Annotated in this window: 10 protein-coding genes; 9 read left to right on the forward strand and 1 reads right to left on the reverse strand. The window is 53.6% G+C overall.

Annotation, left to right across the window (positions count from 1 at the left end):
* Nucleotides 1-14: 14 nt before the first annotated feature.
* Together NST04_RS14485 and NST04_RS14490 are read left to right on the forward strand one after the other, a co-directional pair.
* Complete coding sequence (locus tag NST04_RS14485) at nucleotides 15-833, forward strand: formate/nitrite transporter family protein (RefSeq protein ID WP_341184820.1); 819 nt, start codon at nucleotides 15-17, stop codon at nucleotides 831-833.
* 91 nt (nucleotides 834-924) lie between these two features.
* Complete coding sequence (locus NST04_RS14490) at nucleotides 925-1545, forward strand: NAD(P)-dependent oxidoreductase (RefSeq protein ID WP_341184821.1); 621 nt, start codon at nucleotides 925-927, stop codon at nucleotides 1543-1545.
* Nucleotides 1546-1655: 110 nt separating this feature from the next.
* On the opposite strand, the gene NST04_RS14495 is transcribed toward NST04_RS14490, so the two are convergent.
* Complete coding sequence (locus tag NST04_RS14495; RefSeq protein ID WP_405115098.1) at nucleotides 1656-2375, reverse strand: Crp/Fnr family transcriptional regulator; 720 nt, start codon at nucleotides 2373-2375, stop codon at nucleotides 1656-1658.
* A 415-nt stretch (nucleotides 2376-2790) separates the two neighbouring features.
* On the opposite strand from NST04_RS14495, the gene NST04_RS14500 reads away from it, so the two are divergent.
* From NST04_RS14500 to NST04_RS14530, 7 genes are all read left to right on the forward strand, one after another.
* Nucleotides 2791-5094 (forward strand): glycoside hydrolase family 65 protein, encoded by a 2304-nt coding sequence (locus NST04_RS14500; protein ID WP_341184822.1) that lies wholly within the window; start codon nucleotides 2791-2793, stop codon nucleotides 5092-5094.
* Nucleotides 5094-7430, forward strand: coding sequence for a glycosyl hydrolase family 65 protein (locus tag NST04_RS14505; protein ID WP_341184823.1), 2337 nt, complete (start codon nucleotides 5094-5096; stop codon nucleotides 7428-7430). Before NST04_RS14500 ends, NST04_RS14505 begins: the two co-directional genes overlap by 1 nt.
* Nucleotides 7430-8059 (forward strand): beta-phosphoglucomutase, encoded by a 630-nt coding sequence (gene pgmB, locus NST04_RS14510; protein WP_341185253.1) that lies wholly within the window; start codon nucleotides 7430-7432, stop codon nucleotides 8057-8059. Before NST04_RS14505 ends, pgmB begins: the two co-directional genes overlap by 1 nt.
* A gap of 80 nt (nucleotides 8060-8139) precedes the next feature.
* Complete coding sequence (locus NST04_RS14515; protein WP_341184824.1) at nucleotides 8140-8940, forward strand: alpha/beta hydrolase; 801 nt, start codon at nucleotides 8140-8142, stop codon at nucleotides 8938-8940.
* 214 nt (nucleotides 8941-9154) lie between these two features.
* Nucleotides 9155-10948 (forward strand): cache domain-containing sensor histidine kinase, encoded by a 1794-nt coding sequence (locus NST04_RS14520; protein WP_445667892.1) that lies wholly within the window; start codon nucleotides 9155-9157, stop codon nucleotides 10946-10948.
* Nucleotides 10949-10961: 13 nt separating this feature from the next.
* Nucleotides 10962-12290, forward strand: coding sequence for a response regulator (locus NST04_RS14525; protein ID WP_341184825.1), 1329 nt, complete (start codon nucleotides 10962-10964; stop codon nucleotides 12288-12290).
* Nucleotides 12291-12408: 118 nt separating this feature from the next.
* A complete protein-coding gene (locus NST04_RS14530) occupies nucleotides 12409-13332 on the forward strand; it encodes a carbohydrate ABC transporter permease (protein ID WP_341184826.1) in 924 nt (307 codons plus the stop codon).

Here is a 13332-nt window from a genome sequence, read left to right on the forward strand (position 1 = left end):
GAGCAGGTGCGGATATGTTTACGCAGAGCGTAGAGAATATCGTAGAGACAGCCGTAGGGAAACGCGACAAAATGAATGAGAGCCTGCCCAAATATTTTTTGGCGGCCCTCCTGGCAGGAGCATATGTGGGTATTGGTATTATTCTGATCTTCTCACTGGGGGCACCGCTGGCGGCGATCAAGTCACCGTTCCAGCCGCTGATTATGGGAGCCTCCTTCGGGATTGCCTTGACCTTGGTTGTATTCGCCGGCTCAGAGCTGTTTACAGGTAATAATATGTTCTTCACGGTAAGCACGCTTGCCGGGAGAACTACAGTCTGGGACACGGTGAAGAACTGGGTTCTGGTATTCCTCGGCAATGTGGCCGGTGCTGTGGTGCTGGCACTGCTGATTCAGGGATCGGGCCTCTTCAAAGCAGCGCCTGCCGAGCATCTGATCTTCGCGGCCGCCGCCAAAAAGATGAGCCTTCCGTTCTCGGAGCTGTTCTTCCGCGGCATCCTCTGTAACTGGCTGGTCTGCCTGGCGCTATGGATGTCTTCCCGCGCCAAGAGTGAAGCAGCGAAGCTGGTCCTGATCTGGTGGTGTCTGTTCGCCTTCATCGCGAGCGGCTATGAACACAGTGTTGCGAACATGACGCTGCTCAGCGTAGCTGTGCTGCTGCCGAATCATCCAGAGACAGTGAGCATCGCCGGCTGGTTTCACAACATGATTCCTGTTACGCTTGGCAACATTATCGGCGGCGGTGTCTTTGTCGGAATGGCTTACTGGCTAATTTCACCTGTGCGTACTCCGCGTAAAGTATCTGTTCCTCCTCAGACTAAGAAAGCAAGCTAGTTCCAGTACCAAGCCCCGCAGCTGTTACATGCTGCGGGGCTTTTTTGCCGCTCAATCCCTGCTATAATACACTTCAGGAGGTTATTTTCATATGAATATATTGATTCTTGGTGCCACTGGCCGGGTGGGGAGCCATATTGTTACCCATGCTCTTCAGGATGGACATCATGTGACTGCGCTGGTCCGTACGCCAGAGAAGGTTCAGCCTTTCCATGCCAACCTGACGATCCTCCAAGGTAATGTGCTTAATCAAGAGGATGTCGCCCGGGCAGTGCAGGGAAAGGATGTAGTGATTAGTGCATTGAACACCGTTGGGACAACCACGCTTACAGACAGCATGCCTTTTATCATCGGAGCCATGTATGAGGAAGGGATAGAGCGCATTGTTACCGTAGGAACTGCGGGCATTCTTCAAAGTGAGCTTTCCCCGGAACTCCTGCGTTACCAATCCAGCGAGTCTAAACGCAGGTCAACCCGTGCCGCAGAAGAACATGAACGAGCATACCGCTTGCTGGAGCGATCGGCTCTGAAATGGACCATTGTGTGCCCAACCGCTCTGCTGGACGGAGAACGCATGGGGACCTATCGTGTAAGACAAGACATTCTGCCCCAAGGTGGTACTGAAATATCTGTAGCGGATACAGCGGAATTCATTTATAGTCAAATTGATGCTGGCGATTTCATAAGATCCCGTGTCGGTATAGCTTACTGATAGGGGGGATAGAAAAAAAGACGCCGGAGAGGGCGCCTTGACCACTCTATTAAATTTATTGGGTCAGATATGTTTCAATGAGGTGAATAGAGGGTATTATTGATAGGAAATTAAATTCGGCAAATTTCATTGGGACATAGTTCGCAGTGGCAGATTTCTTGAAGCATCGCCAGATCTTTGATGACAATCATGCCGTTCTCATACTCCACTGCATCTTTTTTACGCAGATCACTCAGCATGCGGTTAACGCTCTCACGGGTAGCGCCGATCATGTTGGACAGATCTGTATGCGTGATTTTTTTGTTGATCAGAATGCTGTCGCCCGTCTTCTCACCATAGGTGTTGCCAAGACGGATTAGTGTGGAGCAGAGTGCGCCCGGTTTGCCGTACATCATCAGATCGCGGAATTTCGTCTGTGTGAGACGGTGATGAATCCCCATCCACTTCATGAAGTCGATGGCGAAGTCGCAGTGCTGGCAGATCAGAATCTCCAGATCCTTCTGTTCAATCACGCCGACTTCACTCTCTTCAATGACTTCGGCTGTGAAGCTGTGCTTCGTGCTGAAGAAAGGGTCAGCCTGACCGACCATGTCGCCTGCCTGATACATATACAGAATCAGTTCCTTGCCTTCGTCTGTAGATTTGGTTAATTTCACACGTCCACGCTTGATATAAAACAGTTTATCCGAGAAATCGCCTTCCCAGAACAGGTGTGATCCTTCAGGGACTACACGTTCCTTCATGGTGACCAACAGGCGGTTAAAGTTCTGTTCGGAGAAACAGTTTGTATTGCCGCGGGCTTCGATAACATTATAATGTTCCTTTATCATAATCGACATCCCCTTTATTCCCTCAGTTTTTCAGTAAATTTTAAATTAATTATACCTTGGAATTCCTCTTTATGGGTAATTATTTTCGCATAAAAGTGTCGAATTTTTAACATTGTGATAATTTTCACTTCATTTGTGTGAGATTGGTTACGTTTTTTCCTTGAAAAGAGTTCCTTTACCTGTGTTATAGGATATTATAGCAGCTCCCCCCTGTTCTGGATAGTTCTAGGGAGGGGGCGGCTTTTTTTGGTTTTCCCGCATGTTAATGATGTCCGTACAAATGCACATAACTCGCTTACGTGCTGACCTTGGTCCTGCGCGGGGTTAGAGATACTCTGGAACTAAAGTGTCCGTTGTTTCCGCTGTGAGCGGAGGAGCAGACCCAAGCATCACATAGCGAAGGAGAGTTTCAATTATGGCAAAAGTAGCAGATCCCTATCTGAAGGTCGATCCATGGGCAATTATTGAGGAGGGCTTTGATCCGGAACGAAACCGGACTTCAGAATCGATTTTTTCACTGGGCAATGAGTATATGGGAGTACGGGGGTATGCAGACGAGGGCTACAGCGGGGATTCTTTGCCGGGCAGCTATTTCAATGGGCTGAATGAGCAGATGGAGGTTGGCAACCACTATAAGGGCATTATCCGGTCGCTGCGGTATATGGTGAATGCGGTAGATTGGCTGCATACCCGGATCTCGGTGGATGGTGAACCGCTGGATCTGGCTCATTCCCGTATTGACAAGTACACCCGCAGACTGGATTTCCGAACCGGGACCTACAGACGGGAATTCATCTGGGAGCTGGCGGACGGGAAAAAGCTGAAGCTCTGCTTCACGCGGCTGGTAAGTATGACTCTGTCCCATCTGGGGTTGCAGCAAATCACGTTCACGCCGCTTAATTTCAACGGTACAGTAGATATTCGCACAGGGCTTGATTTCGGCATGGCTCATGAGGAACACGGCCAGAGCATGTGGAGGGAGTTGCGCAGCGGAGAGGAGGGTACGGTGACTGCCATTATGGCCCGTACGCTGACAACCGGGAATCAGCTGTATTCGGGCTTTGTCCTGAAGTCTCCGCAGGCGCTGCATACGGAGCTTGTGGAAGAGGACCGCTATATCGGGCGGCAATTCTCGCTTATGCTGGCTGAAGGTGAGCCAGCCTCCTTCACGAAGCTGGTGGTCAATGTGACAGGCAGTGATGCTTCAGAGGCAGCAGACTGTCTCTGGACAAAAGGCATGGAGCTTGCAGCAGCGGCGGACCGGCTGGCGGAGGAAGAGGTGCTTGCCGACCAGACCGACTATTGGAGCAGCATCTGGGCCGCCAGCGATATCCGGATTGAGGGCGACCCGGAGAATCAGCAGGGCATCCGTTTTTGTATTTTTCAGCTGTATCAGACCTATCACGGAGATCATCCCGGGTACAACATCGGTGCCAAAGGGTTGACCGGTGAAGCTTACCGGGGGCTTGCCTTCTGGGATACCGAGTCCTACTGTCTGCCATTCTATCTGTTTAATAATCCCAAGGCGGCCCGCAGTCTGCTGGAATTCCGCTACAAGACGTTGCCGGAGGCGCTGCAGCGCGGGCAGGAGGTGGATTGCGCGGGGGCTTTTTATCCGATTGCCACAATAGACGGATCAGAGAGCTGTGACCTGTGGCAGCACTCCAATCTGCAGCTTCATGTCGGGACGGCGGTCGCCTACGGCATCTGGCATTATGTGAAGAACACCGGCGACCTGGAATTTCTCTACAGCAAAGGCGCCGAGATGCTGATTCAGATCAGCCGTTTCTACGCATCCCGCGGCCAGTGGGGTCAACGCACCGGGGAATACGGATATTTCGGCGTGATGGGGCCGGACGAATTCCAGCTGATGGTTAACAATAACTGTTACATCAATCTGATGGCCCAGAAGTTATTCGAATATACGCTTGAAACGGTAGCCCTAATGAAGGCGGAGACGCCGGAGGATTATGCGGCGGTTATAACGGCTACTGCGCTCCGCGAGGAGGAATTGGCCGACTGGGACCACAAGAGTGCCCATATGAAAATCCCGTTCGATCCCGGCAGCGGCATTTACGAGGAGCATGACGGCTTCTTCGATATGCCGCATCTCGACATTCACTCCATTCCGGTGTCCGAGTTCCCGCTCTATGCCAACTGGTCATATGATCGCCTGTACCGTTACGATATGATCAAGCAGCCGGATGTGCTGATGTTCCTGTTCCTGTATAACGGGCAATTCTCCCGTGAGGCAAAGCTGGCGAATTACGAATATTATGAACCGAGATGTATTCATGAGTCCTCGCTCTCTCCGTCCATTCACTCGATTCTGGCCAGTGAACTCGGCAAGCCGGAGGAAGCATACCAATTCTTCGAGTTCGCTACGCGTCTGGATCTGGACAACTATAACCGGAATACCCGGGAAGGGCTGCATACCACATCGATCGCCGCAGCCTGGATGAACATTGTATACGGCTTCGGCGGTATGCGCTCGGATGGAGATTGCCTGTCCTTCCGGCCGGTGCTGCCGCAGCAGTGGAATGCCTACAGCTTCCAGGTGATGTGCAGGGGAGTATTGCTGGGCATTAAGGTAAATGCAGAGTCGGTTTCCTTCAGGGCAGTCAATGGCGGAAGTGCGGAGGTGCTGATCTATGATCAGCGGGTGACCGTGGATGAAGCAGGGATCGAGCTTCCGCTTGCTGAAGGGATGGGTGTGTAATGGACTGGACGGTAAGCGAGCATAGCTTTGAACCCGGGCGGATTACGGCGAACGGCAACAAATATATGATCGGCAATGGCTACATGGGCTTCCGGGGAGTGCTGGAGGAGTTCGGGAAGGAGCAGCTTGCAGCGGTTACGCTAGCAGGAGTGTATGACCAGACGGGCGGCAAATGGCGAGAGCCGGTGAACACCCCGAATGGACTGTATACGGTAGTCAGTGCCAACGGCTGCAAACTTAGTGTGCTGGAGTCCGAACCGCTGGCTCATGCACAGAGCCTGGATCTCCGTGCTGCTATTCACCGGCGGGAGACAATGTTCGGCATCCCGGGAGGCGGAAGGGTGACCCTGACCGCAGAGCGGTTCGCCAGCATGGACCAGCTACACCTGCTGGCCGCCAGATGGACTCTGCACTGTACCGCCGATTGCCGGATCGAGATTACGACTGGAATCGATGGCGCGGTGTGGGATATTAACGGCCCCCATCTGCTGGAGCAGCAGAGCCGCTCGGCCGGAGGGGTGCTGCTGTCAACCGCATGCACCGGTGAGCTGGGGCTGCCGGTGGCGGTAGCGGAGCTTATAGCGTTAGGTACGGCTGAACAGCCGAAGCGGGTTGACGCTGTTATCGAGCTGGATGGAGGGACCGCGCTGCGCCATCTTTCTATAGAAGCCAGGGCAGGTGAGACTTATACATGGTACAAATATGCAGCCGTGTACACGGGGCTCGATGTGAAAGGCTATCCTGCCGAAGGCGGGCCGGATGAGCGGGCGGTGCAGACCCTCCAGGCAGCGGCCGCTACAGGATACGCCGGGCTGCTGGAGGCGCACCGGCGCAAGTGGGCGGAGCGATGGTCACGCAGTGATTGTGTCATTGAAGGCGATGAAGAGGCGCAGTTCGCGCTGCGGTACAGTATGTATCAGCTGCTGATCATTGCACCGATGAAGTCGGAGAAGGTCTCGATTCCGGCGCGCGGCCTGTCCGGGCAGGTCTATAAGGGGGCGGTATTCTGGGATACGGAGATGTTCATGCTGCCCTTTTTCCTGCACAGTGATCCTGGGATTGCCCGCAATCTGATGATGTACCGTATCCACACGCTGGATGGTGCGCGGCGGAAGGCAGCGGAGTATGGATATTTAGGCGCTTTTTATGCCTGGGAGAGTCAGGATACGGGGGATGATGCCTGCACCCTGTTCAATGTGAACGATGTATTTACAGGGCGGCCCATGCGGACCTATTTCCGCGATAAGCAGATTCATATCAGTGCAGATGTCGTGCATGGACTTTGGCGATACGTGACCTTCACTGGAGATGACAGCATCCTGGCGGACGGCGGGGCGGAAGTCATCTGGGAATGTGCGCGTTTCTTCTATTCCTATGCTTACTATAATCCTGTGAAGCGGCGTTATGAGCTGCTGGATGTTACCGGACCAGATGAATACCATGAACGTGTGAATAATAACGTATTTACGAGCGCCATGGTTCAAGAGACACTGAAGATTGCCTTGCAGACAGCTGAGCGGTTGCAGGACAAATATTCTGCCGTGTATAACGGTCTTGCTGAATCTTATGCAGACGGGCCGTTCCTGGATGAATTCACTGCAATGCTGGCACAGCTCTATGTTCCGCAGCCGGACCCGGATACACTGGTGATTGAACAATTCGACCGTTATCTGCAACTGGAGGATGTATCTCTGGCTGAGCTGAAGGCACGGGTCATCCACCCGAATGAGTACTGGGGCGGAGGCAATGGGCTGGCTGCAACCACAAGAATCCTGAAGCAGGCCGATGTGGTGCTGATGTTACATCTGTTCAAGAGCCGGTTCAGCAGGGAAGTGAAGCAGGCCAATTGGGAATTCTATGAGCCGCGAACCGAGCATGGCTCCAGCCTCAGTGCGTGTATCTACGCGCTGGCTGCAGCGGATATCGGCTTGCCGGACTGGGGATATCCGTATTTTATGCGCACTGCCACCGTAGATCTTACCGGTGAGTCGAAGCAGTATGTCGGCGATCTCTATATTGGCGGAACGCATCCGGCGGCGAACGGCGGCGCATGGATGGCGGCAGTGCTTGGCTATGCCGGCCTCAGCTTTGACGGAGAGACCGCCGGGCTCCAGCCAGCCCTGCCGCAAGGCTGGACCGCAGTCGAGCTGCCAGTGATTCTGCGCGGAGGCAGCTTCCGGCTGCGGATCGGCCGCGAAGAGATAACGGTTACGGCCGCGCCGGGCAACAGCGAAGCGGTAAGCTTCGCCGGATTCGGCGGGGAGGCGGTGCTGTGCCCGCCCGGTGCAATCCTGGAGTTAGCGTCTTTAGTCCAATCAGAGAGGAGCATGACATGATGCTGGAGCATATGAAGGGCGCTATCTTCGATCTGGATGGCGTGATTGTAGACACGGCGAAATATCACTATCTGGCCTGGCGCTCGCTCGCCGGTGAGCTTGGCTTCCCGTTCACTGAGGAGGACAACGAGCAGCTGAAGGGCGTCAGCCGGATGCGGTCGCTTGATATTCTGCTTCAGATTGGCGGTCTGAGCTTCGGCGAAGGAGAGAAGCTCGCGATGGCGGAGAAGAAGAACCGCCTCTATGTAGAATATATCTCCAGACTGGACGAATCGGAGCTGCTGCCCGGTGTCAGAGCCTATCTGAATGCGCTGAGAGCACGCGGCGTGGCTATCGCCCTTGGCTCTGCGAGTAAGAATGCAGAATTCATACTGGATAAGCTGAGTATCGCGGGGCTGTTCGATACGGTAGTAGACGGCAACAAGGTCTCGCGGGCGAAGCCGGACCCTGAGGTTTTCCTGACCGCCTGCAGGGAGCTGGGGCTGGGGCCGCAGGACTGTGTGGTGTTCGAGGATGCAGAGGCCGGAGTAGCCGCCGGGAAGGCGGCCGGCATGTACGTGGTCGGGATTGGCCGGCCGGAGCTGCTGAAGGCAGCGGATCTGGTGATATCCGCATTGCATGAATTGTAAGAGCTTGATAGAATGGCTCTTGAGGAACTTTTTTCCTCTATTATCTATTCTATTATAGAAGGAAAGCTTGAGGGATGATAATGGAAACGTTGTTGCTATGGCCTGAAGGGGTGCCTGGAGCGCTGGGAACCAGTCAAGAGGATCAGCCTGCGATCACACCTTATTTAGTTGAAGGCAAAGGGAATGCCGCTGTTCTGGTCTGTCCGGGAGGCGGGTATGCGATGCGTGCCGACCATGAAGGCGGTCCGGTTGCGGAGTGGCTGAATACACTGGGCATCTCTGCCTTCGTACTGCGTTACCGTGTAGCGCCTTATCAATATCCGAGTGCGCTCCAGGATGCGCAACGGGCGCTGCGTACGATCCGCTTCCGTGCGGACGAATTCGGCATTGACCCGGACCGGCTCGGCATTCTGGGCTTCTCGGCGGGTGGACATCTGGCTTCTACCGCCGGGGTAGCTTATGATCTGGGCAATCCTGATCACCCGGAGCCATTGGAGCGGCTGTCCAGCCGTCCTGACCGCCTGATTCTATGTTACCCGGTTATCTCGATGACCGAGGGGGTGACCCATCAGGGCTCGAAGGAGAATCTGCTGGGAGCTGTTCCCGATGCAGAACTGTCGCTTAAGCTTAGCAGCGAGTTCCAGGTAACCCCGGACACGCCGCCAACGTTCCTCTGGCATACCTCTGATGATGATTACGTCCCGGTAGAGAACAGCCTGCTGTTCGCCGCAGGGCTTAGCCGTCATAAGGTTCCATTCGATCTGCATATCTATGCGCACGGTGTACACGGTCTGGGCTTAGCCCCTGATGAGCTGCACACCAAGACATGGACGGATGCTTGTGCCTCGTGGCTGCAATTGCAAGGGTATACCAGAGCTTGAATTTCTGCTGCCAGGTCCGTGCTATAAGTACTATTCACTAAAAACCAGTCACCACGGCAGCTCCGTGTTGTGGCTGGTTTTTGTTTCTGGGTTGATGCAATAGCAAAACTCCATACAAATGGACATAAAGAACTTGGAAATAAACCTGTGTAAGCGCTTGTAGGTTTGTTAAAATATAAGAACTTGTATTATTGGAACTGGAGGTGAATCCAGGGTGTTGTCCACGCTTGTAAAACCCATTGTCAGGCTCAGTGTCAAGCAGCAGTTGATTCTGCTGTTCCTGATCATGATTACGCCTATTCTGATTCTGAACAGCTACGGCAACTACAAGGCAGAGGAGATTTTGAAGCGCCATGTGACCAATGCCTATGTGGAGCTGAACAAGCAGAATCTCGCCATTATTAACAGAGACATCGATACGGTGAACAAAATCACGACCACCGTCATCCAAAATCCGGTCCTGCAGCAGCTCAACATGAGCGGGGATGATACAGTGCTTGAGCGCGTGGAACGTTATGAGACCATCGAGAAGCTGCTCGGCAGCTATTCGCAGGGAGCGGAGCGGGGGGACGGCATCTACTACTCGCTATACGTATATGATCCCGATAACTACTACTTTTTCGCTCCCAATTTCCCGCAGGTGAAGAAGGCGGGGGTTTATTTTTTCTCCAAGGAGGAACGGCCGTACTGGTTCGAACAGGTGGTACAGCAGAAAGGCCGCGGATACCTGATGTTCGCCGAGAAGCTGAGCCCGCAGGCCGAAGATCTGAAGACGCTTACGTATGTCAGGGCCGTCAATAATATCTACCGGGGGGCAGGGACGCTCGGCGTGCTGGTGGTGACCAAGATGGAATCGAAAATCGGTGAATCGCTAAGGTCGATCTCGCTGCCGGACGGGGAAATCTATCTGACGGATATGAACAACCGTGTACTGGCCTCAACCACGAATTCAACCGGAGAGGTGATCGTCCTGCCGGACGGCTCGGAGGCGGGAGATCCGGAGGGAACCGAGGATATTATCACTGATGACTTCATCTACGTGGTGAACAACAATCATGCCTTTGAGCAAAAGCTGGTCTACAAGGTGCCCGTCAAATCCCTGCTCCAGCAGCAGAATGAAATGAAACGCGTTATTCAATACATAACGGTGGCCTACGCGCTGTTCGGATTGATCATCATTACCTACTTCTGGCGTTCGCTGATGACCCCTTTGCAGAAGCTGGCTTTTTTTGTACGCAAGTATGAGCCGGGCAACCGTGTGCCCGAGACTCCCCGCAGAGGAAGCAACGATGAGGTCAGTGTGCTGATTACCGCCACGTATGATATGGCCCGCAGGCTCAACAGCCTGATTATGTACAAATACCAGATGGAGCTGAAGCAGAAGGAATCGCAGCTGCAGCTGCTCTATCAGCAGATCAACCCGCATCTGCTATACAATACCCTGGAGAGTATTTATTGGAAAAGCTCGCTCGAAGGCAACGTGGAATCCGCGGAAATGATCAAGGAATTATCCAAGCTGATGAAGATCAGCTTAAGCCGGGGCCGGGAGCTGATCACGCTCGAAGAAGAGCTTGAACATGCCAGTGCCTACATCAAGCTCCAGCAGCACCGGCATGATTATGTGTTCGCCGTTATCTGGAATATCGCTCCCGGGACCACCAGGAATCTGATTCCCAAGATCACCCTGCAGCCCCTGATCGAGAATGCCATTATCCACGGGGTTAAGCATATGGAGGAGGACGGCGAGATCATCATCAGCTCTGTGCTGGAGGATAGCCGGATTCGGATTACCATTGAGGATAACGGCTATAAGCAGGTCGATTATAAGGCTATCGAACAGATTCTCCATGACGACAGCCCGAACCCGGTGAACGGCTACGGTATCCGCAATATCCATCAGCGTGTGCAGCTGCATTTTGGCGGAGATTGCGGGATCAGCTACGGACCACGCGAGCGCGGAGGCACGATAGTAAGTGTGATCCTTCCGAAGTCAGAGACTATAGAGTAGAGGAGAGAGTACGGTGTTCAATATACTGGTTGTTGATGATGAGCCGCTCATTTGCAAAGGACTAAGCAGCCTGCTGGCTGCTTCCGGGTTGGATATTGACCATATCTATACAGCCGGCAGCGGGTATGAGGCACTGGATTGTATTCGTATGGAGGAGATCGATCTGCTTGTGACCGATATCCAGATGGGGGCTATGAGCGGGATCGAACTGATGCAGCATGCCAAAATGACCAGGCCCTGGATGCAGACGATCGTCATCTCTGCGCATGAGACCTTTCAGTATGCCCAGATGGCCGTCCGGCTGGGGGCGAGAGATTATCTGATCAAGCCCTTGAACAGTGAGCAGTTCCTGGATTCGGTGCGCAGTGTTGTTCTGAAGATGAATAGACCGTCGCCGGAGCTGGCTACATATATGGATGGTAATGGGGACCGCTTCCGCCTGGAGGAGCCGCTTCCCGAGTACAGTGAGCTGCTGAATAGTCTGCTTACGGAGACCGCGGCGGTGCTGGGGACAGAGGAGAAGCGGCGCAAGCTGGATGAGCTTAGTCTGCAGGGACCATTTTTTGCGGTGATCAAAATCAGGCTCCCCCTGCCGCAAGACCGGCCTGAGCAGAGGTACACTACCCGTGATCATGGCCTGCTGCGCTACGCCGCCTTGAATATTGCCAAGGAGCTGTTGGATCAGGAGTGGAATTCCACCGCCTTCTATTCGCCGGACCAGGAAATCACCATAATCATCCAGTGGGATGAGCAGAGCTACGAGGAGCCGTCCACCGGCCAGCTGAGCCGGCTGGAGGTGCTGGGCCGCAGCCTTCATTACAATATTAACCGCTATTTGCAGCTCCGGGCCGTCATCGGCATCAGCCAGATTCTGAAGGGGCTGAGCTTCATGGATGTGCTGAACCGGCAAGCCTCGAAGGCGATCCTCTGGAACAACGAGCATGCCGATCATTATGTGTTCTACTATGGGGATTTCAACTGGAATAACTACGCTGCTGATCCGTCGCCCGAGGAATTGCATACGCACAGCAATCTGATCGTGCAGAAGGCGAAGGAGTACATTGACGGGAATTACGCCCAGAAGGGGCTGACGATTCATGAAGTAGCGAAGAAGAATCATGTCAGTCCCAATTACCTGAGCTATTTGTTCAAGAAGAATACAGGCTATAACCTGTGGGAATATGTCATTAAGCTGCGGATGGAGGACAGCCGGGAGATGATTCTGAACACCGATCTGCGGCGGTATGAGATTGCGGAGCGGGTAGGATACGAGTCGCCGGAGCATTTTAGCAAAATTTTCAAAAAATACTTTGGGTTCAGTCCCAGCGAACTGAAGAAGTAAGAACGCTTACGATTGCCATAGATATAGACATGTTAAGTCTCGCCCTCATTTCCTACAATGAAGACAGGAGGCGCTTTCCCATAAAGTGCTGAAAGACGACAGGAATGAGGGAGCCGGAATGAATCAGTCTGCTGCGTTACACGATCACCTTCCAGCGGAGCTGGAGAACAAGCCGTACAAGCAGAACCGCTGGAAAAAGAATTATTGGGGCGTGATGTTTCTTGTCCCCGCTTTGATTATCTTCATTATGTTTATGTGGGTGCCTATCTTCAAAGGGTTCCTGTATAGCTTCTACACCGTTGATTTCGTCAAAGGGAATACCTTCGCCGGCCTGGACAATTACGCCAGGGCGCTTACCGACCCCGATGTACTTATTGCTGTCAAAAACACCCTGTACTATATGCTGCTCTGCCTGGTGATCGGCTTCTGGGTTCCGATTGCCTTTGCCATTGCCATCTCCGAGCTGCGGAAATTCGGCGGATTCGTGCGCGTTGCCGCGTATTTGCCATATGTCATGCCTGCTGTAGTCCTATACGGGCTGTGGCGTTGGCTGTATGATCCCGTTGGACCGATCAATGCGGTCATCGGCAGCACCGGAGCGGAGCAGATCGCCTTCCTGACCGATACCCGGTGGTCGATGATCTCGCTGGTCTTCATGGAGACCTGGCAGCAGTTCGGCTCGGGGATGCTGATCTATCTTGCTGCGGTGCTCAGTATTCCCCGGGACTGGTATGAGGCCGCCGAGATTGACGGAGCCGGAGTATGGGCGCGTATCCGCCACATCACCCTGCCTTCACTGCGCAATCTGATCCTCCTGATGCTGATTCTTCAGGTCATCGCCACCTCTCAGGGCTACCAGTCGCAGATGGCCTTGCTGGACGGAGGGCCGAACAATGCTACGCTGACGTATGCGCTGCTTATTGTGAAGTATGCTTTTACCAGACTGGATTATGGTACGGCGACTGCGCTGGGGATGCTGATGTTTGTTGTTCTGGGCGGTTTGGGCATTCTTCAGTTCAAGCTTAACAAGGAGGACAACTAG

This window comes from Paenibacillus sp. FSL H7-0756 (assembly GCF_038006765.1).
In the GTDB taxonomy this organism is placed as follows: domain Bacteria; phylum Bacillota; class Bacilli; order Paenibacillales; family Paenibacillaceae; genus Paenibacillus_AQ.

Coding starts and splice junctions, on each gene's coding strand:
- NST04_RS14485 (WP_341184820.1), top strand. CDS start 15: ATGTTTACGCAGAGCGTAGAGAATATCGTAGAGACAGCCGTAGGGAAA.
- NST04_RS14490 (WP_341184821.1), top strand. CDS start 925: ATGAATATATTGATTCTTGGTGCCACTGGCCGGGTGGGGAGCCATATT.
- NST04_RS14495 (WP_405115098.1), bottom strand. CDS start 2,375: ATGATAAAGGAACATTATAATGTTATCGAAGCCCGCGGCAATACAAAC.
- NST04_RS14500 (WP_341184822.1), top strand. CDS start 2,791: ATGGCAAAAGTAGCAGATCCCTATCTGAAGGTCGATCCATGGGCAATT.
- NST04_RS14505 (WP_341184823.1), top strand. CDS start 5,094: ATGGACTGGACGGTAAGCGAGCATAGCTTTGAACCCGGGCGGATTACG.
- pgmB (WP_341185253.1), top strand. CDS start 7,430: ATGCTGGAGCATATGAAGGGCGCTATCTTCGATCTGGATGGCGTGATT.
- NST04_RS14515 (WP_341184824.1), top strand. CDS start 8,140: ATGGAAACGTTGTTGCTATGGCCTGAAGGGGTGCCTGGAGCGCTGGGA.
- NST04_RS14530 (WP_341184826.1), top strand. CDS start 12,409: ATGAATCAGTCTGCTGCGTTACACGATCACCTTCCAGCGGAGCTGGAG.